The organism is Streptomyces uncialis (genome assembly GCF_036250755.1).
GTDB classification, from domain to species: Bacteria; Actinomycetota; Actinomycetes; order Streptomycetales; family Streptomycetaceae; genus Streptomyces; species Streptomyces uncialis.
Genome location: NZ_CP109583.1, coordinates 1,593,801 through 1,616,124 on the forward strand (window position 1 = coordinate 1,593,801; position 22,324 = coordinate 1,616,124).

Annotated in this window: 19 protein-coding genes; 6 read left to right on the top strand and 13 right to left on the bottom strand. The window is 74.2% G+C overall.

Annotated features, from left to right (window positions below):
• Positions 1-86: 86 nt before the first annotated feature.
• The 10 genes from tdh to OG711_RS06375 all read right to left on the bottom strand — a co-directional run bounded on the left by tdh (position 87) and on the right by OG711_RS06375 (position 13,550).
• Positions 87-1,115, bottom strand: a complete 1,029-nt coding sequence (gene tdh / locus OG711_RS06330) for an L-threonine 3-dehydrogenase (RefSeq protein ID WP_073782598.1) — start codon at positions 1,113-1,115, stop codon at positions 87-89.
• Positions 1,116-1,425: 310 nt separating this feature from the next.
• Positions 1,426-2,007 (bottom strand): GAF domain-containing protein, encoded by a 582-nt coding sequence (locus OG711_RS06335; RefSeq protein WP_073782596.1) that lies wholly within the window; start codon positions 2,005-2,007, stop codon positions 1,426-1,428.
• Positions 2,004-2,603, bottom strand: coding sequence for a GTP-binding protein (locus OG711_RS06340; protein ID WP_073782594.1), 600 nt, complete (start codon positions 2,601-2,603; stop codon positions 2,004-2,006). Before OG711_RS06340 ends, OG711_RS06335 begins: the two co-directional genes overlap by 4 nt.
• The gene (locus OG711_RS06345) at positions 2,581-2,952 is read right to left on the bottom strand and encodes a DUF742 domain-containing protein (RefSeq protein WP_073782592.1); all 372 of its coding nucleotides are present in this window, start codon (positions 2,950-2,952) and stop codon (positions 2,581-2,583) included. Before OG711_RS06345 ends, OG711_RS06340 begins: the two co-directional genes overlap by 23 nt.
• Before the next feature lie 2 nt (positions 2,953-2,954).
• Positions 2,955-3,395 carry a roadblock/LC7 domain-containing protein gene (locus OG711_RS06350; RefSeq protein WP_073782590.1) on the bottom strand — a complete coding sequence of 147 codons (441 nt, stop codon included), beginning with the start codon at positions 3,393-3,395 and terminating at the stop codon, positions 2,955-2,957.
• Positions 3,396-3,556: 161 nt separating this feature from the next.
• Positions 3,557-4,003, bottom strand: a complete 447-nt coding sequence (locus tag OG711_RS06355; protein ID WP_329558690.1) for a hypothetical protein — start codon at positions 4,001-4,003, stop codon at positions 3,557-3,559.
• A 518-nt stretch (positions 4,004-4,521) separates the two neighbouring features.
• Positions 4,522-6,288 carry a sensor histidine kinase gene (locus tag OG711_RS06360; protein ID WP_329558691.1) on the bottom strand — a complete coding sequence of 589 codons (1,767 nt, stop codon included), beginning with the start codon at positions 6,286-6,288 and terminating at the stop codon, positions 4,522-4,524.
• 259 nt (positions 6,289-6,547) lie between these two features.
• Positions 6,548-7,828 (bottom strand): ABC transporter substrate-binding protein, encoded by a 1,281-nt coding sequence (locus tag OG711_RS06365; RefSeq protein WP_329558692.1) that lies wholly within the window; start codon positions 7,826-7,828, stop codon positions 6,548-6,550.
• Positions 7,825-9,435, bottom strand: a complete 1,611-nt coding sequence (locus tag OG711_RS06370) for a hypothetical protein (RefSeq protein ID WP_329558693.1) — start codon at positions 9,433-9,435, stop codon at positions 7,825-7,827. The genes OG711_RS06365 and OG711_RS06370 overlap by 4 nt, the downstream gene beginning before the upstream one ends.
• The gene (locus OG711_RS06375) at positions 9,432-13,550 is read right to left on the bottom strand and encodes a tetratricopeptide repeat protein (RefSeq protein WP_329558694.1); all 4,119 of its coding nucleotides are present in this window, start codon (positions 13,548-13,550) and stop codon (positions 9,432-9,434) included. Before OG711_RS06375 ends, OG711_RS06370 begins: the two co-directional genes overlap by 4 nt.
• 61 nt (positions 13,551-13,611) lie before the next feature.
• Between OG711_RS06375 and OG711_RS06380 the strand changes: the two genes are divergently transcribed.
• Together OG711_RS06380 and OG711_RS06385 are read left to right on the top strand one after the other, a co-directional pair.
• Positions 13,612-13,947, top strand: coding sequence for a trypco2 family protein (locus OG711_RS06380; RefSeq protein ID WP_073782580.1), 336 nt, complete (start codon positions 13,612-13,614; stop codon positions 13,945-13,947).
• A gap of 539 nt (positions 13,948-14,486) precedes the next feature.
• Entirely contained in the window at positions 14,487-14,756 is a 270-nt protein-coding gene (locus tag OG711_RS06385; RefSeq protein ID WP_405672858.1) for a hypothetical protein, read from the top strand.
• 21 nt (positions 14,757-14,777) lie between these two features.
• Here OG711_RS06385 and OG711_RS06390 read toward each other — a convergent pair whose 3' ends face one another.
• Positions 14,778-15,971 carry an MBL fold metallo-hydrolase gene (locus OG711_RS06390; protein ID WP_329558695.1) on the bottom strand — a complete coding sequence of 398 codons (1,194 nt, stop codon included), beginning with the start codon at positions 15,969-15,971 and terminating at the stop codon, positions 14,778-14,780.
• Positions 15,972-16,174: 203 nt separating this feature from the next.
• Here OG711_RS06390 and OG711_RS06395 point away from each other — a divergent pair, with 203 nt between their 5' ends.
• The 3 genes from OG711_RS06395 to OG711_RS06405 all read left to right on the top strand — a co-directional run bounded on the left by OG711_RS06395 (position 16,175) and on the right by OG711_RS06405 (position 19,251).
• Positions 16,175-16,801 carry a carboxymuconolactone decarboxylase family protein gene (locus OG711_RS06395; RefSeq protein ID WP_329558696.1) on the top strand — a complete coding sequence of 209 codons (627 nt, stop codon included), beginning with the start codon at positions 16,175-16,177 and terminating at the stop codon, positions 16,799-16,801.
• 465 nt (positions 16,802-17,266) lie between these two features.
• The gene (locus tag OG711_RS06400) at positions 17,267-18,475 is read left to right on the top strand and encodes a Glu/Leu/Phe/Val dehydrogenase dimerization domain-containing protein (RefSeq protein WP_329558697.1); all 1,209 of its coding nucleotides are present in this window, start codon (positions 17,267-17,269) and stop codon (positions 18,473-18,475) included.
• A gap of 113 nt (positions 18,476-18,588) precedes the next feature.
• Positions 18,589-19,251 carry a TetR family transcriptional regulator C-terminal domain-containing protein gene (locus OG711_RS06405; RefSeq protein ID WP_329558698.1) on the top strand — a complete coding sequence of 221 codons (663 nt, stop codon included), beginning with the start codon at positions 18,589-18,591 and terminating at the stop codon, positions 19,249-19,251.
• Positions 19,252-19,327: 76 nt separating this feature from the next.
• Here the strand turns inward: OG711_RS06405 and OG711_RS06410 are convergent, their stop codons facing one another.
• Together OG711_RS06410 and OG711_RS06415 are read right to left on the bottom strand one after the other, a co-directional pair.
• Positions 19,328-20,533, bottom strand: a complete 1,206-nt coding sequence (locus tag OG711_RS06410) for a DUF6745 domain-containing protein (protein WP_329558699.1) — start codon at positions 20,531-20,533, stop codon at positions 19,328-19,330.
• Between the two features lie 306 nt (positions 20,534-20,839).
• Positions 20,840-21,166, bottom strand: a complete 327-nt coding sequence (locus OG711_RS06415; protein WP_099280332.1) for a hypothetical protein — start codon at positions 21,164-21,166, stop codon at positions 20,840-20,842.
• A gap of 200 nt (positions 21,167-21,366) precedes the next feature.
• On the opposite strand from OG711_RS06415, the gene OG711_RS06420 reads away from it, so the two are divergent.
• Positions 21,367-22,323, top strand: a complete 957-nt coding sequence (locus OG711_RS06420) for an STM4015 family protein (RefSeq protein WP_329558700.1) — start codon at positions 21,367-21,369, stop codon at positions 22,321-22,323.
• The last annotated feature ends 1 nt before the right edge of the window (position 22,324 follow it).

Below are 22,324 nucleotides of genomic sequence, written 5' to 3' on the forward strand. Positions count from 1 at the left end.
CGGGAGGGGTGCGGGGGCGCGGGAGGGGTGCGGGGGCGCGGGAGGGGTGCGGGGGCGCGGGAGGGGTGCGGGGGCGCGGTGCGGGCTCAGTCGGTCCAGTCGAGGATGATCTTGCCGCCGCGGCCGCTCGCGGCGTCCTCGAACGCCGCCTCGTGGTCGCGGTAGCCGTAGCGGCCGGTGATCACCGGGGCGAGGTCGAGCCCGCCTTCGAGCAGGACGGACATGGCGTACCAGGTCTCGAACATCTCACGGCCGTAGATGCCCTTGACCGTGATCATCGAGGTGACGATCCGGGACCAGTCGACCGCGAACTCCTCGGCGGGCAGGCCGAGCATGGCGATCCGGCCGCCGTGGGTCATGTTGGCGATCATGTCGCGCATGGCCTCGGGGCGGCCGGACATCTCCAGGCCGATGTCGAAGCCCTCGCGCAGCCCGAGCTGCCGCTGTCCGTCGGCGATGGTGGACGTGCCGACGTTCAGGGCGAGGCTGACCCCGATCTTCCGGGCGAGTTCGAGGCGTTCCTCGCTGATGTCGGTGATGACGACATTGCGGGCGCCCGCGTGCCGGGCGACGGCGGCGGCCATCAGCCCGATGGGTCCGGCCCCGGTGATCAGTACGTCCTCGCCGACCAGCGGGAACGACAGGGCGGTGTGCACGGCGTTGCCGAACGGGTCGAAGATCGCGGCGACATCGAGGTCGACGGGGACCCGGTGCACCCAGACGTTCGCGGCGGGCAGGACCACGTACTCGGCGAAGGCGCCGTCCCGGCCGACCCCGAGGCCGACCGTGGCGCGGCACAGATGGCGCCGACCGGCCTGGCAGTTGCGGCACTTGCCGCACACGAGGTGTCCTTCGCCGCTGACGCGGTCGCCGGGGGTGATGTCCTGGACGTCGGGGCCGGTCCGTACGACCACGCCGACGAACTCGTGGCCGAGCACGAGGGGGGTGCTGATGGTCCGCCGGGCCCAGCCGTCCCAGGCCCGGATGTGGAGGTCGGTGCCGCAGATCCCGGTGCGTTCGACCTTGATGAGGACATCGCCGGGACCGACGGCCGGTTCGGGGACGTCCATGAGCCGCAGCCCCGGTTCCGCCCGGTCCTTGACCAGTGCCTTCATCGCCACGGCTCCCTGTCGTCGTCGCACACCCCGGTACGGCACGGCGGGGTTTCGCCGTTCCGTGCGGGGTGGAGGGGCGGCAGGGGCGGGCGGTTGCGGGCCTCGACTGCCGACACGGTACGAATCTGCCGTACGGCGCGGCCGGGGTCCATCGAGGATTTCTTAAGCGCCCTCGCAGGTTTCCTTCAGGCCGGTCCCTTCAGGCCGGCTCCTCAAGGACAGTCCCTCCAGGCCAGGGGGACGGAGCAGCCGCTCAGACGGGGTTGCCGGGGGCCGTGCGGCGACGGGGTGCGGGACCGGCTGCCCCGGGTCACAGCAGGCCGTCCTCCCGGTGGCGGATCTCGTCCGCCAGTTCCGCGGCCATGGCCTTGATGGTCTCCAGTCCGGGCCGTCCCCAGGGGCGGGGTTCGGTGTCCGCCACGCTCACGGTGCCGAGCGCGATCCCCGTCCGGTCGATGAGCGGGGCGCCCAGGTACGAGCGCACCCCGGTGTCGTCGACCACGGGGTTCCCGGCGAACCGGGGATAGTCGCGGACGTCCCCGAGGACGAGGGCCTTGCGCCGGACGACGACGTACGGGCAGAAGCCGCGGTCGCGCGACATCCGGCGGCCCGGGGCCGAGCCCTCCGGGCCGGGCGCGGCCCCGAGCGCCCGGGACGAGCGGCCGTCGGGGGTGTGCAGCCCGGACAGGAACTGCTCGTGCTCGTCGATGAAGTTGACGAGCGCGAACGGGGCCCCGGTGACCTCGGCGAGCCGGTCCGCGAACCGGTCGAACACCGGGTCGGGCGCGCTGCCGAGGCCCAGCGCCCGCAGCCGCCGGGCCCGTTCGGGCGCCTCCCGGTCGACCGGGGTCATCAGGAAGGGCAGCGGCCGGACGGCCGGCTCGTACCTCATGTACGTGCCTCGTGCCCCGCCGGGTGCGCCGGGGCGTAGGCGATGAGGTGCTGGACGAGCGTGAGCAGGGTCTGGACCCCGGAGCTGGAGATCCGCGCGTCGCAGCGGACGACGGGCACCTCCGGGTCCAGGTCGATGGCCGCGCGGACCTCGTCGGGGTCGTAGCGGTGGGAGCCGTCGAACTCGTTGACGGCGAGGATGAAGGCCATCCCCCGCTGTTCGAAGAAGTCGACGGCGGGGAAGCACTCCTCCAGCCTGCGGGTGTCCGCGAGGATCACCGCGCCGAGCGCGCCTTCGGAGAGTTCGTCCCACATGAACCAGAAGCGTTCCTGGCCGGGGGTGCCGAACAGGTACAGGACGTGTTCCGCGTCCAGGGTGATCCGGCCGAAGTCCATGGCCACGGTCGTCTGGGTCTTGTTCTCGACCCCCTCCAGGCTGTCGGTCGCCGCGCTGACCGTGGTGAGGAGTTCCTCGGTGCTCAGCGGCGCGATCTCGCTGACGGCACCCACGAAGGTCGTCTTGCCGACCCCGAAGCCTCCCGCGACCAGGATCTTGAGCGCTGTCGGGAAGGGGTCAGAGCTGTCGTCGTAGTCCATCGAGCACTGCCTCCAGAAGGGACCGGTCCGTGGGGTTGTGGAAGAGGGCGGGCGGTTTCATGGTGAGCGCCCCGCAGTCGACCAGGTCGGAGAGCAGCACCTTGGTCACGGCCACGGGCAGCCGGAGCTGGGCCGCGGCCTCCGCCACGGAGACGGGGCCCGCGCACAGGGCGAGTGCCTGGGCGTGTTCGGGGCCGAGGTAGCCGAAGGGGGTGGCGCCGGTGCTCATCACCTGCGACATCAGGTCCAGCGCCGTCGTGGGACGGGTGCGGCCGTTGCTCACCGTGTAGGGGCGGACCAGGCGGCCCGCCGCCTCGTCGAGCCATGGACCGTCCTTCGGCGCGACCACGCTCACGGCCTCATCGCCGGGGAGTCGACGCGGACGGAGGACAGCCGGGGGGCGGTCGCCAGATAGGGCCGGACGCTCTTGACCAGCATCGCCATCTCGTAGCCGAGGACGGCGGCGTCCGCCTCCCGACCGGCGAGGACCGCGAGGCAGGTGCCTGATCCGGCGGTGGACACGAACAGCAGGGTGGCGTCGAGTTCGACGACCACCTGCCGTACGTCCCCGCCGTCGCCGAAGCGGGCACCGGCGCTGCGGCCGAGGGAGTAGAGCCCGGACGCCAGCGCGGCCATGTGGTCGGCGCCGTCCGGGTCGAGGCCGTGCACCGACTTGACCAGACCGTCGGAGGACAGCAGGACCGCGCTGCGGGTGTGGGGCACACGCTGGACCAGACCGCTCATCAGCCAGTCGAGATCGGATGCCTGGCCGGTGTGCGCGTCGCTCGCCATGGTGGATGGACTCCTTGGGGGTGCGGGGAAGGCGGAACGGGGTGGGGGCGGCTCGTGCGAGGGGCGGGCGGGGCCGTGGGCGGAGACCCGGGCGGGTCCGGCCCGGGCGGGCGGGTCCTGGGACGGGGGTGGGGGTCCCGGGCGGACCCGGGCGGCCGGGGTCAGCCGCCGGGCGCGGGGTCGTGACGGGCGGCGAGGTCGTGGACGGGCGGGTCGTGGGGGTGGCGGCCGGGGGTGCGGGCGCCGGGGAGCGTGCCGGGGGCGGCGGTGAACGTGCCTGTGGCGAAGTCGCTCACGGTGAGGTCGTGGATGGGGGTCCGGGTGACGGCGGGCAGCTCATGGGCGGGCACGTCGAGTGCGGTACGGGGGCGGGAGCCGACGGCGGATGCCGTGGGGGCGGACCCGTCGTGGCGCCGCGGGCCGGGCCGGGTGGGCTCGGCGGGGAGGGTGTGCGGGGCGGGGAGCGGATGCGGGGCCGGGAGGCTGTGCGGCGCGGCGGATGTGCCGGGTGACGCGCCGGGAGCGACGGCGGCCGTGGGGGGCCGGTCCTGGTGCCGGGTGGACTGCTGGGCCTCGGCGAGACCGACGCCGCGCTGGAAGGCGGCCATCAGCCCCGGGTCGTGGTCGGCAGGTTGTTCGGCGTCGGGGCGCCGGGGGCCGGGCGCTTCGCGGAGCTGGGGCGCGAGGTGCTGTTGCGCGCGCCGTTTGGGGAGGTCGGGGCGGTCCTCCGTACCGCGTGCGGCGCTGCGGGGGGCCAGGCGGGCGGTGGGGCGCTCCTCGACGAAGCCCCCGGCGCCCTCGCCGCCCTGAACGCCCGCGACGCCTTGGACGCCCTCGACGGACGGCTCGCCCTGGCCGAGGCCAACGCCGACACCGAGGCCAACGCCGACGCCAACTCCGGCTCCGGCTCCGGCTCCGGCTCCCAGGGCGGCGGCGGTACCGAAGGCCGCGGGGACCGGGCCGCCCGTTCCGGTGCGGTGGTCGGCGGGGGGTGCCGCGTGGGCCGGGCGGGGGCGGAGGTTGTCGCCGGGATACGCGGCACGGTCGGCGCGGACGTGTCCGGAGGGGGACGCGGTGGGATCGGGGCGGGGGACTTCGGGGGCGGGGGCGCGGTCGGGGCGGACGGCTACGGGACCGGTCGGTGCGCGGTCGGGCCGGAAGCCCTCGGGGACATACGTCGCGCGGTCCGGGTCGACGTCCCCGGGAGTGTGCGCGGCTCCGCCGGGACGGGGCCCCGGGACGGCTTCGGCGGGGCCCGGCCGTACGGCGCGGGTGTCGCGGACCGGGAGGGGCGCGGGGCGGCCCGATCCGTGCGGGCGGGGCGGCGGGGCGGTGAAGGCGTCGGCCGCCGGGGTGCCCGGATGGGTGACGGTGTGTCCCGCCGCCTGAGGGCCGTCGGGGGCGGGGGGCTCTCGGCGCCGGCAGCGGCGTCACCGTGGCGCAAGGGCCGGTCGCCGCCGCCCGGGTCGGCGGCGGGGAGGGAACGCGGCCCGGCCTGCGCGGGCCGGGGCACGCGTACGGCCGCGTCACCGCCTCCGGGCCGGGGCACGCGTACGGCCGCGTCACCGGCGGGCCGCGGGGCGGTCACGGCGCGGTGCTGCCCGGCCGGTGCGGCGGGTCCGCCGGAGGTGGTCCGCAGGGTCGGGGGGTTCTCGCCGCCGGGGCGGGTGCGGGACCCGGGGTCGTCGTCGGAGCCGAGGAGTTCCTGGGGCAGGACCAGTACGGCCTGCACGCCTCCGTAGATATTGCTCTGGAGACGGACCGCGATCCCGTGCCGGTGGGCGAGCTGGGAGACGACGAGCAGCCCGATCCGGCCGTCCTGGAGCAGGCTCGCCACATTGACCTGGTCGGGCGCGGCGAGCAGGGCGTTCATCCGTGTCTGTTCGGACGGCGGCATCCCGAGGCCCCGGTCCTCCACCTCGACGGCGACCCCGGAGGTCACCGGCGCGACCCGGAGCAGGACCTGGGTGTGCGGGGCGGAGAACACCGTGGCGTTCTCGACGAGTTCGGCCATGAGGTGGACGACATCGGCGACGGCGTGGCCGCGGACGGTGCCCTCGATCGGGGGGACGAGCCGCACCCGGGAGTACTGCTCGACCTCGGCGATCGCGGAACGCAGCACCTCGTGCAGGGACACGGGGGTGCTCCACTGGCGCCGGGACACAGCGCCGCCGAGGACGGCGAGGTTCTCGGCGTGGCGGCGGATACGGGTGGCGAGGTGGTCGACGTGGAACAGGCCCTTGAGGAGTTCGGGGTCCTCGACCTCGTTCTCCAGTTCGTCGAGGATCGAGATCTCGCGGTGCACCAGGGACTGAAGGCGGCGGGCCAGGTTGACGAAGACCTCCACCTTCTGTTCGCTGCCCGCCCGGCCGGACAACTGCGCGGCCCGGTGGACGGCCTGCACGGACGCGTCCTGGGTGTGCGCCAGTTCCCGGGCGAGCCGGTCGAACTCGTCGCCGTCCGCCATGCCGCGTGGCGCGGCGGTGCGCGTGGGCGGGGTCTCACCGCGGCGCAGGGCCTCGACCAGTGAAAGGATCTCGGCGCGGTTGCGGGCGCTGGCGCGGCGCAGCGAACCGAGCCGGTCGCCGAGGGCGGCGGCGGCGCGGTCGGCGGCGATCGCGGCGATGACGAGTCCGGTGACGGTGACCGCGACGGCTCCGGCCAGCACGGCCCACAGCGTCGGCCCGGCGGGCACGGCGGACGCCCGTACGGTGAACAGCACGGCGGCGGTGGCGCTGAGGGCCACGGCGACGGCGGGGAGCACCGCGATCCGCAGCAGTTGCGCGCGTATGTGCGACTCGGGCAGCGGGCGGGCGGGGCCGCCGGCGGGTCTGCCGTGCCGTCCGCCCTCACGGCGGTCTGCGCGTACGGCCGGTGCGCGAAGGTGTGACATCAGCGTCCTTGAGGTGTCCGTCTGGGCTGCCGTGCGCGTGGCGGAGCGCGGTCGCCGGTTCCGTTCGGATCGGGCCGGGTCGCACGCTCCGGCAAGTGACCCGGCGACCACACACCGTAGTCGGCAAGTCGGGCCACGCGTCGCATGGTTCGTGAAGTCCGGCGGACAACGTCCCGCTCTGGTATGAGGCTTCGCATGGCCGTCCGAAATCGGATGTGGACGGATGTTCGGGTGCGGGGTGCCGGGGCCGGGCGCGCCGTCAGTCGCCGGGCCTGCCGCACAGGTCCTCCAGGGCGAACGCGTCCGCCTGGATCTGCAACCGGCGTTCGGCGTCGAGCTGTCCCAGCAGACGGTCCAGCAGCTCGGTGTCCTGCGGCGCCGTGAGGAACTCCAGCACGGCGCGCTGGAAGGCGCCCCGGAGGGTGGACGGCATCGCGTCCGAGGCGTCGAAGCACAGTTCGTCCGCCTCGCGGAACAGTCGCAGGACCGCCTTGGTGCCGGGGGTGAGCGGGTCCGGCCCCGCCGTGCCGTCGGAGAAGAAGGGACGCTCCACGGGCAGGGCCGCGGCGGCCCATTCGTCGCGCGTCCTGCGGTCGATGAACTGTCTCAGCAGCTCCCAGGCGGCGTCGCTCGGGGTGAAGACGGCCGCCATGTCACCGGACACCTCGTGAAGCTTGCGGTGGTCCGGCAGTCCGGGGACGACATCCGGCGTGGGGGCGGGCATGACGTCGTCCCCGTAGTGGCGGCGGATGAACGAACCCTGGTGCTCCAGCGCGCAGTCACCCCGGTTGAGCAGGCCCCACCGCCCGTCGCCCAGGCTCTCGAAGGGGGTGAAGACCGCCTTCGGGCCCGCCTTCGGACCGGCCGCCACCAGCAGCTCGCGCCACTCCTGCCACGCCCGCTTCACCTTCGTGTCGGTCCAGGCCAGTTCGCCGGTGGCCCAGTCGGTGTACACATCGGGGCCCTGCCGCTGGAGCAGCAGGTCCTCGATCCAGTCCGTGCCCGGCCAGCCGGAGGTGGCGCCCGACGCCATACCGAGACACCAGCGGGCCGGACCGGTGGCCTGCTCCCCGCCGTCACGGCGCCACACGATGCTCTTCAGATCCACCCGGACCGGCACCCAGTACGTGTGCTGCCGCTGCTCACCGTCCTTGTTCCGTACGGTGATCCGGGGGCCCCACGGTCCGAACGACGCCGACGCGAGACCGTCGGGCAGCGGGTGCGCGTCGCCGTCACGGGCGTACTCGGCGAGCTCGCCCTGGCCGTTGAGGATCGCGACATCGGGGGGTGAGTCCGTGCGCAGCTGCGCCACCAGCGTCTCGCGCAGCGAGCGGGTGCCCTCGTAGACGTAGCGGACCCCGGTCCGTTCGGTGATCTTCGCGAGCATCGCGACGAAGGACCGTTCCTCGCCGTCCGTCCAGGGGCCGAGGACGACCAGGGTCGGCTCCTCCCGGTCGGCGCAGCCCGCCGTGCCGAGCACCGGCCCGGCGAACAGACAGCCCGCCAGGACGGCGCGGAGCAGGGCGCGTACGGTCCTCATGCGGTGCGCCAATGGATCTCCAGATGTCTGCGGTTGTAGTGGAAGAGCGTGAAGCCGCAGGCGAGGGTGCCGGCCGTGCCGAGGGCCAGCGCGAGGACGGCCATCAGGGTCCGTTCCTGGGGGTGGGTGTGCCGCAGATGCGCGGCGAGCCGTGTCCCCTCGTCCTCGATCGCGGCGCCGGTACGGGTCTCGCGTTCGATCTCCTCGCCGATGCCCCCGCCGGCGACCCGCTCGACCTCGATCGCCGCGAGCCGGTCGACGGTGCGCCCGACATACGCCTGGGCGGTGTGCTGCCCGGCCGCGCCGAACGCCAGCACGACCAGGACCAGGAGGACGGGTGTCGCGAGCAGGGTCAGCACGACACCGCGCACCCGGAGCCTGCGATGGACGAAGTCCAGGGTGCCGACGAGCAGGAACACGAGGAACAGCGCCGCCAGGACGGCCGCCGACGCCGCCCCCGCCGCCGGTCCGCCCCATCCCGAAAGTTCCCGGGCGTCGGCGCGCAGTTCCGCCTCCAGGGTCCGGATGCGGTCGAGCACGGCGGTGGAGTCCGGGGCGCCCCGTCCGTCGCCCAGCAGGCCCGCCGCGGTCTCCAGTCCGGCCCGGCGCAGCCCGGTGTTGCTGTGGTGACGGCTGTTGGCCCAGTTGATGAAGTCGTCGTAGGCGACGACGAGCCCCGACACCACCCGGACCTCCTGCTCCTGCGAGCGGTGCAGGGCGCCGGTCAGCGCGGCGTTGTTGAGGCTCTGGGACGCCTCGGTGATCAGGGACGGATAGCGCTCCCCGAGGCCGACGAGGTCGGTCTGGGGCAGCGGCTCGCCGTCGTTCGCCGCGAGCCGCCGTTCGGCCTCGGCCCTGGCGAGGGTCAGCGAGACACGTGCGTGGGTCAGTTCGACGAGGGCGGGGGCGTAGCGCTCGCGGAGCTGTTCCGTCCGGTCGTGCAGGGTGAAGTACGAGGTGGCCGCCAGGCCGAGGACGGTGAGCGCGACGGCGGGCAGCAGCAGCATCCGGGTGAGCAGGAACCGGCGGGTGGACGTGGACACCGAGACGGTCGTGGCCCTTGAGCCGGTTCTCGGGGCGGGCGCCGGGTCGGGTGACGGGCGACGCCCCGACGACCACCACCACAGGGCCTGCCCGGTCGGCCTTCGCGGGGCGGTGGGTCCGGTCGCGGGCACGGCGGCACGCGGGGCGGGCGCGGCTACGGGCGACTCGGGCACGGGGTCGTTCGGCGGGGGGTCGTTCGGCGCGGGGTCGGGGGCCGTTCGGTGGCCGGTGGCCGGTCCGGGTCCGGGGGCCTCGGGTGCGGGGTCGGGGGTCGGTTCGGGTCCGGGGGCCGGTCCCGCGTCGGCGGCGGCTCCGGGCGTCCGCTCCCCGGGGTCGGCCTGCGAGGGCACCGTCCTCGTGTCCCGTGGCCGCGTGCCGGACCGCTGCGTGCCGCCCGTTCGCGGGCCGGGCGGGGCCGGGTCCTCGACGGCCGGGGCCTGCTGCTCCGCTCCGTCAGGTATACCGTCCCCGGGCGTCGCCGTCGTCGGGGGCGCCTGCCCGGCGGCCGGGGGCCGGGGGTCCGGGGCGGTGGGCGGATGGCCCGGGTCGGTCGTGCCGCTCATCGGCGCTCCTCCTCCGCGGGGGTGGGTTGCGTCGTGGCCGGGCCCCGTGTCCAGGGGCGCAGGAGCCGGTGGCGCGGCTCGCCCCGGTTGTGGGTGAGACCGACGGGCCGGGTGAGGTACGCGTTGTCCACCAGGGCCCCGGCCAGCTCTCGGTAGGCGTCCCGCGGTGCGGGGGGCACCTGTTCGGCGAGCCTCAGATAGCAGGCCGCCAGTTCCTCGTGCAGATCGCGCACGGTACGGGGCAGCCGGGCGGCCTCGGGGGCGCCCGCCAGCTCCTGGTGGAGGGCCTGGAGGGGATCGGGCTGCGGCGCCCGTGCCCCGCCCGGCCGGACCCGCACACGGGCGCGTTGCCCGGTGCCGTCCTCCGCGGGGTCCAGCCGCAGCAGGAGTTCCAGGAGATCGGCGCGCAGCCGTTCCTGCGCGTGCCGGTCGGTGAGGCCCTCCCTCAGGGTCAGCCGGTGCATGGCCACCCAGGCCCGCGCGGCGGCCTGCGGGGTCGGCCGGGCGTCACCGTCGGGCGGGTCCGCGAGGATGCGCACCATGGCGGTCCGCGCGGCGGTGCGGTGCCGGGAGTCGGCCGGGACGGCTTCCAGGCAGTCGAGGGCGAGCTGCGGCTTGCCGTGCCCGACATGGATACGGGCCAGCCCGAAGGCGGCGCCGCCGAGCGCGCGGTTGCGCTGCCACACCGCCCCGTACAGCCGGACGGCTTCCTTCGGGTTGTCCCCGAACTCCTGGCAGTAGCCCATCGCCAGCTTCGGGGCGTACTCGCCGGGTATGGCGGCGTTGACCCGGGTGAAGCACTCCAGTGCGGGGGTCACCTCGCCCCGGGAGAGCCACAGCAGTCCGTGGTGCCAGTCGAGCCGCCAGTCGTGGGCGGCCGGTTCGCCGACGGCCGTCGCCGCCAGGGCCAGCTCCCGTTCGGCACGCCGGAGTTCACGGGCGGCCTCCGCCGGGTGGTCACGGGCGATCTCCAGATGGAGACGGCAGCGCAGCAGGGCGCGTTCGGGCGACTCCCGCCACACCTCGCTGAGCTGGAGCAGTCCGGCCGGATCGTCGTACGACGTGCGTTGCAGCTCCGTCCGGTTCCGGTCGGAGTCGTCCGGCCGGGGTACGGGCAGCCCCAGGGCGACCTCGGGCGGGGTCGGCCGGGTGGACGACAGCTTCCGCTTGCGGTTGCCGCCCTGCCGCCACTGGTCGAGCGGCGGCGCCTTGCCGAGCGCGCCGTCGAGGGCGGCGGGCGCGGTGGCGAAGAGCGGGGACGGCTCGAACGTCTCCGCGCCGAGCCGCAGTGAACGCAGTTCCCGCAGCACCCCGCGCAGTTGGACCGACATCTCCTCCGCGGAGGCGAACCGCGCGGCGGGCAGCGGCGCCATGGCGCGCGTCAGCACCCCGCGCAGCGAGGTCGCGCCGAGGCCGGCGGGGTCCTCGGGGGCCCGGTCCAGCAGCTTCTCCAGCAGCTTGCCGACGGCGTACAGTTCGGCCGCGACCGTCACCCGGGTGGACAGGCCCGTCTCGGGTGCCCGGTAGGTCACCGGGCCCGGGTCGCCGATCTTCCGTACCCCGGCGACATCGATCAGCTTGATGCCTTCGCCGCAGTGGATGACGTTGGTCAGGGAGAGGTCGCCGTAGACGAACTCCCGCTCCACATGGAGATAGGTGAGCGCGTCCAGGATGCGCAGCCCGTACGCGGCGATGAACTCGTGCACCCGGTAGTCGTGGAACGGCGCGACACGGCGTCCGATCTGGTCGGCGACCCAGGCGAGAGGGGCGCCGTTGGCGAACTCCATCACGATGAACCTGGCGTTGCTGTCCGGGTCCGGATGTCTGGCGTAGTTGAACACCTTGATGATCGCGGGATGGTTGAGGCTGACCAGCCGCACGCGTTCCGTGGAAGCGGTCTTCTCGGCGTCCGGGTCGGCGGGGTCACGGACCCCCTTGAGGGCGACGGCCCGGTCCTCCAGCATCCGGTCGTGGGCGAGGTACACCTCGCCGTAGGTGCCCTGGCCGAGTCTGCCGATCACCAGGTACTGCTGATGCAGTTCCTGCCCCCGGGACAGCCCGGGGCCTGCCGCGCCGTCGCCGGGCTCCCCCGGTTCGGACTCCACGAGGCGGTCCGGACGCCCGACGACGACGTTCGGGAGGTCGGTGAGTCCGTCCGTCGGAGGCTTCACCACGTACCGCCGTGACGGGTACGGCAGGCGCAGCGCCTGGACGGCGTCCTCGACCTCGGTGCGCAGCCGGAACAGCTCGTACACCACGTCCTCGGTGTTGCTCAGGACGCCGCCCCGCCGCAAAGCGTCGAGCCTCGCCCGCAGCCGTACCGACACGGGGTCGGGGCCGTCGGGCGCCGGGGCGGGAACCTCCGGTACGGGATCGGCGCCGCGCGGCGGGGGAGGTTCAGGGCTCTGCGGCGCGGGGTCGGCGCTGTCCGGCGCGGGCGGGGCCGTGGCGGTGCGCCGGACGTGGCGGACCCGCCGTTCCAGTCCGCCGAGGGCGTTCAGCCTGGCCGCGATGGCGTCCGCGTGCCGCTGGGCCCACCCGGGGTCGAGCAGCTCACGCACCACGCGCGCCAGCAGCGGGGAGGTGCGTTCACGCAGGACGAGCAGGACACGGCTGTGACCGGGCTCCAGCAGCGCGTGCAGCAGGGGCAGGACCGCGTCCGGCCGGTGGGCGGCCCGGTCGGCGGACAGGAAGGCGGCGGACAGCGGCGGGCCCTCCTCGGCGATACGCGCGAGGAGGCGGTCGGTACGGGTGGACGGGCGGTCGCTGTCCAGCGGCCGGTCGGCTCCGGGCGGTCCGTCGGCGTTCGGCGGTCCGTCGGGGGGTGGGCGGTCGCCGTCCGCGTCGGGTGCGCTGTCGGCGTCGGGTGCGCGGCCCGTCGTGGGTACGGGTACGGGGTCGGGGTCGGAGGCGGTCGGTTCGAGGTCGTCCAGGCCGGCGCGGGCGGCGGTGCGGTCGACGAGTTCCGCGGCCGTCCAGCCCTTCGCGTCCAGGGCGATGTCGATGGACCCCGCGCGGGGCTCCACCGGCCCGCCCGGGTCCGCCGGGTCCGGGTAGCGCTCACGGTCGGCCCGGACGAGCGTAGAACGGACGGCGGCCCAGGCGTCCGGTTCGTCGTCGTGGACGAACGCCAGTTCCACCGGCTCGGCCGCTGCGCCGGCCTCCCTGACCGGCCGGCCGGACGCCGACGCGCTTCCCTCGGTCGCGCTCCCCCAGGTCAGCGTCGTCCCCTGATGCGTGCCACCGCCATGGCCGGAACCGACGACGGTCCCGCCCGCGCCGAGCCACCGGGTCATGAGGTACCGCAGCCCCAGGGCCCGTTCCTGGGCGCCCGGCGGGGTGGCGTCGGCCCGGATCCCACGGGAGACGGCTCGGGGCCCCAGGACCTTCAGCCCGTGCTCGCCGGGGCGCAGATGCCGGAGGATGGTCTCGGTCGGGATCATGTACGCGTGGCTCAGCGGGACGGGCACCCGCTCCGTACCGTGCTGGTGCACCAGGATGCCGATGACCCGGCCGGTACGGCTGTGGACCACACCGCTTCCGCTGAAGCCGTGCCGGATCACATAGGGGGACGACTCGGGGTCGAGCTGTACCCACTCGGGGTAGAGGCCGGGACCGCCACGGCCCATGATCCGGGCGTTGACGTACTCCCCGCCGATGAGGTAGTCGGGATAGCCGACGGCGTGCACCTGTTCGTTGCGGGCGGGGATCTGCCGGTGCAGCACGGCGGGCGTCACCCGCAACGGCTCCGCGCCGGGCACCCGTTCCAGCTTCAGCAGGGCGAGGTCGGCGCTGTAGCCCGGGGTGGGCGGCCTCAGATGCTGGAGGAGGACCCGGGCCGGCAGCCGTCCGGGCGCACCGGAGGCGGTGGGGAACTCCGCCACCACCCGTTCCAGCGACTCGTACCCGGCGGGTTCCGGGTCGTCGTCCCGGTCGTCGTGTGCCGCCGGAAGGCGCGGCAGCAGCACCACATGGGCGCAGGTGAGCACATGGCCCCCGGCCAGGAGTACGCCCGCTCCCAGCGGCGGGCTCCCAGGAGCATCCTCCTGGAACAGTCGTACCCGCCAACCACCTTCGTGTACAGCGGAGTTGGAAGTACCCTCGGGCTCCCTCATGCTCCATGACAATAGCCAGGAGGGGGGCATTCCACCCCCGTCCCACCAAAGGAGGACCCTGATGGGGCGAATTGGCGGCCGGGGCGAGTCCGACGGCGCGGAGACGGCCGGGCTCGCGGAGGTGATCGGGAAGATCCGTGACGAGCTCGAACAGGCGCAGCACGAGGGTTCCCGGAGCAGGCTCCGGTTCCTGGTGGAACGCGTCAACGTCGAGTTCGCGGTGCAGGTCCGCCGGGAGGGCAGCGGGCGGGGCGGGCTGAGCATCGGTGTGGTCACGGCGGAGGCGGGGGCGGCGGCCTCGCACGAGACCACCCACCGGATCGAGATCGAGCTGAAGCCGCATGACCGGGATGACCCGGGAGGGCCGGGGATCAGCGTGGGTGGCCCCCGCAGGTAGTTCCTGGGCGTCCGTTCCTGGGTGCTGCCTCCTGCTGTTGCTTCGCGGCCTGACGGACGCCCTCGCCTTTGCGTCGTTGCCCCTGCGGGGCGCCTTCGCTTGCGCCTTCGGGTTCCTGTGCCGGGCGCACTTGTTCCTGTGCGGGTCGCTCGTCGGGTGCGCGGTTCCTCGCGCCCCTGGGTACTCGGGGCCGGGCGTACTTGCCGCTGTGCCGTCGCGCGGTGGGTTCGCGCAGTTCCCCGCGCCCCTGTCGGGGGCGCTGCCTGTCCGGTGCTGTCGGTCGGGTGCGGGTCTGCCCTCGTTCTTGCGCAGTTCCCCGCGCCCCTTTGGGGCGCATCCTGTGGGTTCTTCGGGGCGGGGCCGGTCGGGATTCTCCGTCCTCGCTCCAACGCGCTCGGTACGGACGTCCAGCGGATGTACTGGTGGCGTCGGAGTCTGCGGGCAGAGATTCCCGCCCACCCCCTCGCGTGCGTCCTGCGAGTGCGCGTGGAGGGTTCTGCCGGTTCGGGGCGCTGGGTGTGTCGGATACGGAGGTTCCGGTGGAGCTGGAGCTCCGTCATGACCGGACCGAGCTGTACACCAGGGCCGTTCAGCCCGTGCTCTGGCTGCTGATCTTCGGTGAGACCTTCTCCCGCGTCCACGCCATCCCGACCGGAAGGGTGCCCTATCTCGGCTTCCTGGCCCCCGGCGTCATCGCCCAGTCCGCCATGTTCATCGCGATCTGCTCGTCACCCCGACCCCGCGGTCCGCGCTGGTCACCGGCAAGGCGTTCGCGGCGCTCGCGGGCACCTTCTGCGCCTCCGCCCTGATGGGGCGCCTGGCCCGCTGAGCTACTGGGCGTCGTCCATCGACGGCATCAGTTCGCCGTCGCGTACCTTCCCGTCGGCCGTGGTGGGAGTGGTCGGGTCCCCGGCGGGCCGCTGCGACGAGGCGCGCCACCACGGGGTCCCCGGCACGGCCGCACCCGGCTCGAACGGCTCACCGGGCGCGGGCGACGCCACCCGTGCGCCGATACGGGCGGCGGCGCCCAGGGTGTCCTCCCCCGGCTCGGCCCAGGGGTGCGGGGCGAGGTTGAACGTGGCCCAGTGGATGGGGAGCATCACGCCCGCCGCCGCGTCGCCGCCCTGGAGGTCGCGATGCGCCCGGACACCCTCCTCGGGGGTCATATGGATGTCGGGCCAGAAGTCGCTGTACGCGCCGATCTGGATCATCGTGGCGTCGAACGGACCGTGCTCGGCGCCGATGTCCAGGAAGCCGGGGAAGTAGCCCGTGTCACCGCTGTGGAAGACGCGGTGCGTGTCGCCCGCGACGGCCCAGGAGGCCCAGAGGGTGTTCTGCTGATTACGCAGACCGCGTCCGCAGAAGTGCCGGGCCGGGGTCGCCGTGAGCGTCAGACCGCCGATCCGGGTGGACTCCTGCCAGTCCAGCTCGCGCAGCCGGTCCGACGACACCCCCCACCGCTCCAGATGCGCGCCGACCCCGAGCGGGACCGCGAACACCGTGTCCGTCCCGGCGAACCGTCTGACCGTCGGCATGTCCAGATGGTCGTAGTGGTCGTGGGAGATCACGACGACGTCGACCGGCCCGAGGGCGGCCAGCGGGAGGGGGACGGGATGCAGCCGCCTGGGTCCCGCGAAGGCGAACGGGGAACACCGCTCGCCCCACACCGGGTCGAACAGCACCCGGTGCCCGTCGATCTCGGCGAGGACGCTGGAATGGCCCATCCAGGTGATCCGCAGGCCGGTCGCGGGGCGCTCGGCCAGATCGGCGCGGGTCGTGGGGTGGACGGGGACAGGGCCCGCCGGTGCCCGGCTCAGCCGCTGCTCCTTGTCGAAGTACATCCGCGCGAACCTGGCCTTGGATCCGGCCAGCGGGGGGCGCACGCCCGTCGGGTTCCGGAAGGAGCCGTCCGCGAAGTGCGGCGACCGCTGGATACGGGCCAGCCGCTCCCCTGTCGGGTCCGCGCCGAAGGCGGCGGGCCGCAGGGCACGGAACCCGGAGCGCAGGGATCGGGGTGAGGTCACGGGTGCCTCCAGGTGCGGACGGTTCGGCACTCCCATTATGAGCGGCACCGGTGACATCGCTGGTCCAGGCCGGTAGCAGGGGCCCCTGAGGCCCCTCGCGGCCCGGCTCCGGGGCCGCCCGGTCCGGCATGTCACATCCGTCGAACCCCGTCCGTCGTACTGATGACACAGACCGCACCGCGTACGCCCGGAAGGTGATCCGCATGGCCCGCATCTCGATGAATCCGCCCCGTACCCTCCTCAACCGCGCCGTCGAGTGGTACTCGAAACGGACGTACGGGAAGGTTCTGGACCCCGCGAAGGTGCTCGGTCACCATCCACGGGTACTCCGTTCCGATCTGCGCTTCGAGCAGTCCGTCGCCAAGTGGGACAAGCTCGACCCGGGGCTGAAGGCACTCGCCGAGATGGGGTCGGCGGTGGCGATCGGCTGCTCGTGGTGCGTGGACTTCGGCTACTGGGAGAGCACCCGCAAGGGCATCGCGCCGCAGAAGCTGCGTGACGTGCCGTCCTGGCGCGACAGCGGTCTGTACACACCGCTGGAGCGGGACGTCCTGGAGTACGCCGAGGCGATGACCGCGACCCCGCCGACCGTCGAGGACGGGCTGGTGGAGCGGCTGGTGACCCGGCTGGGCGAGGCCGCCTTCGTCGAGCTCACCGCCATGGTCGCGGTGGAGAACCTGCGCTCGCGCATGAACGCGGCACTGGGGCTGACCAGCCAGGGGTTCAAGGACTCGTGCGAGGTCCCCGCGGCGGTCGGGCGGCCCGTGGGGACATCGGCGGCCGGTACCCCGGAGGCCGGTGGCCCGGGGAGCACGGGCGGACGGGGCTGAGGGAGCCTTCCGGGCGGACCCCGGCCCGGTCCGGGCGTCGCGCCGGGCCGGGGTCCGCGGCTTCGGCCGAGCCGCGGTCCGCCGCGGGCCCGGGGCCGACCGGCACCGGGGTCCGGTGGGGCCCTGGGGGCGGCGGGGGCCGGTGTGCCGGGGCGGGCGGGTCCCGGGCACCGCGACCGGGCGGGCCGGGCAGGCGGTACGGCGGCCGTCCGGCCTGCCCGGTCCCGCCGGGGCGGCGCCGCGCCGTACGATGCCAGCGCCGTCCGGCGGCACACGGCGTCGGCCGTGCGCAGACGCCGCGACGGCCGCCCCGGAGGCGGTCACAAGGCGTGACGGGAGCCGCGAGCAGCCGCGTTGACACATCCCTGACGCGGTCCCGATACTGACCGGCGATTCAGTTGCAGGCCGGTCGGCTCGCCCCATCCCTCCTTCGGGCCTCTGATCGCCGTCGCCCCAGGAGTACGCATGCTCAACGCCCTCGCCCCGGACAAGCTCCCGACCGCGCCCCTGATATCCCTGACCTGGACCGACCATGTCACCGGCAGCCGCGGCCACCTCGTCGTGGACCGGCTGGTGCGCGGCGTGGCGAGCGGCGGGGTGCGGATGCGGGAGGGCTGCACGCTGGAGGAGGTCGCCGGGCTGGCGCGCGGGATGACGATGAAGGAGGCCCTGCACTACGACCCCAAGGCGCGGTACGTCCCGCTGGGCGGCGCCAAGGGCGGGATCGACTGCGACCCCCGGCATCCGGACGCGTACGGCGTGCTCGTGCGGTACCTGCGCGCGATGCGCCCCTACCTCGAGAGCTGCTGGGCGACCGGCGAGGACCTGGGCCTGACCCAGGACACCGTCGAGCGGGCCGCGGCCGAGGCGGGGCTCACCTCGACGGTGCAGGCCGTGTACCCGCTGCTGGACGACGAGGAGGCGGCCCGCGCGCGGCTCACCGACGCGTTCGCCTGCGAGGTGGACGGCATCGGCCTGGACGAGCTGGCCGGGGGCTGCGGGGTGGCCGAGGCGGTCCTGTCCGCGCTGGACGACGCGCGGATGCCGTACGAGGGCACCCGGGTCGCCCTCCAGGGGCTCGGGACCATGGGCGGGGCGACGGCCCGGTTCCTGTCCCAGGCGGGCCTCACGGTCGTCGCGGTGGCGGATGTGCGGGGCACCATCGTCAATCCGGCCGGTCTCGACGTCGAGGCGCTGCTCGGGGCCCGCGACAGCTTCGGGACCGTCGACCGCGCGGTGCTGCGCGAGGGCGACCGGGAGATGCCGGGCGACGCGTGGCTCGCCGTGGACACCGATGTCCTCGTCCCCGCCGCGCTCTCGTACGTCATCGACTGCACCAACCAGCACCGGGTGACGGCACGGTGGATCGTGGAGGCCGCCAACATGCCCGTCCTCCCGGCGGCGGAGTCCCTGCTGACGACGCGCGGGATCGCCGTGATGCCCGATGTCGTCGTCAACTCCGCGACGAACGCCTGGTGGTGGTGGACGCTCTTCGGCGACATCGGGGCGGACCCCGACGAGGCGTTCGCGCACATCCGCGGCTCCATGCGGGATCTGATCGCCCGGGTGCTGGCCCGTGCGGAGGCGGACGGCACCGCGCCCCGTGCCGCCGCCCACGCGCTGGTCGCGGATCTCGTCCCGGAGATCACGGAACGCTTCGGCACCTACCGCTGACGCCCCGCCGGGGGCGTACCGGGTGTGTCCGGGCCTTCCGGCGGCGCGGCGGAGTGTCCCGGCTGTCGTCGTGCGCCGACCGGGCAGCACGGGGCAGCCCTTAGGGTGACGGGATGGCCAGGGTGCGATTGAACGTCAGTGAGCGGCGCGAGGAGTTGTTGCGTGCCGCGATCCAGCAGATCGAGGTACGCGGCGCGGCCTCCGTGCGGATCGCCGATGTCGCCGCGGCGCTCGGGGTGAGCAACGCGCTGGTGCTGTACCACTTCGCCTCCAAGGAGAAGCTGGTCGCCGCGGCGTTCGCCCACGCGGCGGAGGCCGATCTGGCCCGGCTGCGGGCGGTACTGGGCCGCCGCACGACCGCGCTGCGCCGGTTGCGCGCGGCCGTCCGCTGGTACGCCCCCACCGGTCAGGCGAAGGGGTGGCGGCTGTGGATCGAGGGGTGGGCCGTCTCCCTGCGGGAGCCCGCGCTGCGGTCGGTGACCCGGGATCTCGACCAGCGGTGGAAGTCCGCGATCGCCGAGGTGATCGCGGAGGGTGTGGACGCCGGGGAGTTCAGCTGCCCGGACCCCGCCGCGACGGCCCTGAGGCTGACCGCGCTGCTGGACGGGCTGGCCGTCCAGGCCACGGTCTACACGGGTAGCGTCTCCCGGGCCCGGCTCCAGGCGTGGGTCGACACCGCGCTGGCCCGTGAACTCGGCTTCTCCCCGGAGGCGTTCACCGCGGCCGTGGCGCAGCCCTCCGCCCGCCCGCCGGCCGGTACCCCGCCCCGGCCCTGACGGGGCTCCGGGCGGGGCGGTGAGCCCACCTGGCCGGGCGGTGAGCCCGTCCGGCAGGGCGGGACCGGGCGGTCGGTCAGGTCTGGCGCAGCGGGGTGTAGGTCTCGGCGCTGAGGCCGAAGGTCCAGGCGACGCCCTCGCGGGCCGTGGCCGTGGCCGGGGGGACCCGCAGCCAGTAGGTGCGGCTGGTGCCGTCCGGCTCCGGGGTGGAGTTGACGACCTCGACCATGACCACGTTCTCGTCGCCGGGCATCGGTATCGACCAGAGGACGCCCGTCTCGTCCCGGTGCAGGGGGACGGCGCCCGACTCCGCGAGATACCGGTCGTACCCGTAGTGCTCCAGCATCACCCGCCGGAGTTCGGCGTTCTCCTCCAGCCGGATGCGGTCGGGGGTGAGCCCGGCCAGTTCCTCCAGGAACTCGCCGGGGACCGGCATACCGCGCCAGGAGTACAGGGCGAAGCCGTCGGGGTAAGCGAGCGCGGGTCCGTCCGCGCGGTCGAGGCGGCCCGCCTCGTCCCGGTGCAGGGCGCTGGGACGTTCACAGACGACGGCGACGTTCTCGTACGGCCACCACCAGCCCGCAGAGCGGGCGACCGCCGCGATCCCGTCCAGGGGACCGTCGTCGGGGTGGTCGAAGGCGCAGAGCCAGGCGGCGTCCTGCTGGCCCAGGACGGCGTCCAGCAGGAGAAGGCGGACCTCGCTCTCCTCGCGCCCGCGCCGCCGGGCCTCCTCCGCCGGGTCGCCGCCGGTGCCCTGGCCACCTGTGGCCGTGTCCGTGCCCGGGTCCGTGCCTGCACCGGTCGGCGCGGCGGCGGGTGCGGCCGCCGCCACCGCGTCCTCCACGAGTCCTTCCCGCAGCCGCTGGGTGAGAGCCTGCGCCGATTCCCAGAGCCCCGCGCCGGTCGTCCCCCAGTGACCGGACCAGCCGACCGGTCCGAGCCGGTCGTGCAGCCGAAGGCGCTCCGCCGCCCAGGGCGCGTTCCTGACGGCGTCCCGGACACAGGCGCCCGGCTCCCCGCCCAGCGCGTCCGCGCCGGCCGACAGCAGCCGTACGGCCTCCCGGGGCGAGCCCGCCCACACGATCCGCTCCGGCTCCGCGAGGCCCGCCCGCCGGTAGGCGAGCCGTACCCCGGACTCCGCGGCGGGCCGGTCGGCGGGCTCCGTCGACACCCCCACGGACCGCCAGTGGGCGACCCTCGCCAGCACATCGTCCCCGGCCGGACCGTCCCCGGTGCCGACCGGCAGCGCCGCCGTGCCTCGCTCCCCCATGTCCACCGTCATGTCCCGCTCCCCATCTCCCGGTGCCCCCTGGCCCCGCTGTGTCCATGTGCCGTGTGTACGGCCGTGCCGTGCACCGGTCGCTCTCCGCGTACCGGCGGCTGTGCGTGGTGTACCGGCCGCGCCCGCGTGCCGGGTTGTGCCTGGGTGCGCTCACGCTCCGCGTACCGGCGGCCGTGCTTCGTGTACCGGCGGCTGTGCGTGGTGTACCGGCCGCGCCCGGGTGTGCGCCCGTCGGCGGGAGTCCGACCGTCTGCCGGAACCTGCCGGTGCGGGAAGCCGCCGCTCCCCCACGCCCCGGCCCGGCGGTCAGTCCGCGACGACGCGTACCGAACCCGGTACGTACTCCCGCTGCCTGATCACCCGGTACCAGCCCTTGGGCAGCGGGATCGCGGAGTGCTCCTCGTGCACCACCCGGCCGCCGTCCGGCAGATGCAGCAGGAAGGGACCGAACAGGCCCTCCTCGCGGACCAGCCTGCCGGGGCCGACGACCGCGTGGGCGTGGCCGGTGACCTCGCCGAGCGCCAGGATCAGCCGGCCCCGGGCGTCACGCGGTTCCTCCGGTGCCGTGGCGGCGTGCGACGGTACCGCGTCCTTCGCGACGGGCACGATGAGGACATCCCCCTGCCGGTACATGGCTCTCCCCTTCCGGGTCGTCACCTGGTGCGACGACCACGCTTTCGACAGTAGGGGCAGGGTCTGACAACCGGTCCCGGCGATGCTTCCGTTCACCCCCGGCCGACCCGGTTGTCAGTGGGGCTTGGTACAACTTCAGGCACATCGGACCCGCTCTGTGCCGGGCTCCGGTGACCGGCCCCGTATCCAGGAGCAGCGGAATGATCACGAACCACCACGAACAGCACTTCGGCCTTCCCCCGTTCGACTTCCCGCGCCACGGCGCGGAGATCCCGGCGGAGCTGCCCGACCCCGCGTCCGTCGCCTGGCGGATCGTCGTCGACTCGTACGACAGCGAGGAGTCCTGGCCGGAGGCGTTCGCGCGGTTCCGCGGCGCCGTCGACATCGGCCGGGTCAGGGCGCTGGTCGTGGGCAGTTGGAGCGATCCGTACGAGAACGGCCCGCAGGATGTGATCGAGACCCTGTGCTCGGTGCGGGAGGAGATGCCGGAGCTGCGCTCGCTGTTCCTGGGGGACATATCGTCCGAGGAGTGCGAGATCTCCTGGATCATCCAGGGGTCCGTGGCACCCCTGCTCGAAGCGTTCCCGCGGCTCACCGAGTTCATCGTGCGCGGCGGCACCAGCCTGGACTTCGCGCCCGTCCGGCACGAGTCGCTGCGCAAACTGGTCATCGAGTCCGGCGGGCTGCCGCGTGAGGTGGTGCGCGGGGTCGCCGAGAGCGACTTCCCCGCGCTGGAGTGCCTCGATCTGTGGCTCGGCACCGCGGAGTACGGGGGCGACGCGGAGCTCTCCCATCTGGCGCCGATCCTCGCGGGTACGCGGCTGCCCGCCCTGTGGGCGCTGTCCCTGCGCAACAGCCAGATCCAGGACGAGATCGCGGCGGCCACGGCGATGGCGCCGGTCGTCGCCCGGCTGAAGGTGCTGGACATGTCCATGGGCACCCTCGGCAACGAGGGGGCGGCCGCCCTGCTGTCGGGGCAGCCGCTCACCCATCTGAAGGTGCTGGACCTCAACCACAACTACCTCAGCGAGGAGATGCGCGACCGGCTGCGCAAGGCGCTGGAACCGGCCGGGGTGGAGCTGGACCTGGACGGTGACGACGTCGAGGAGGACGACGAAGACGACGAGGTCTGGCGGTACGTGGCGGTGTCGGAGTAGC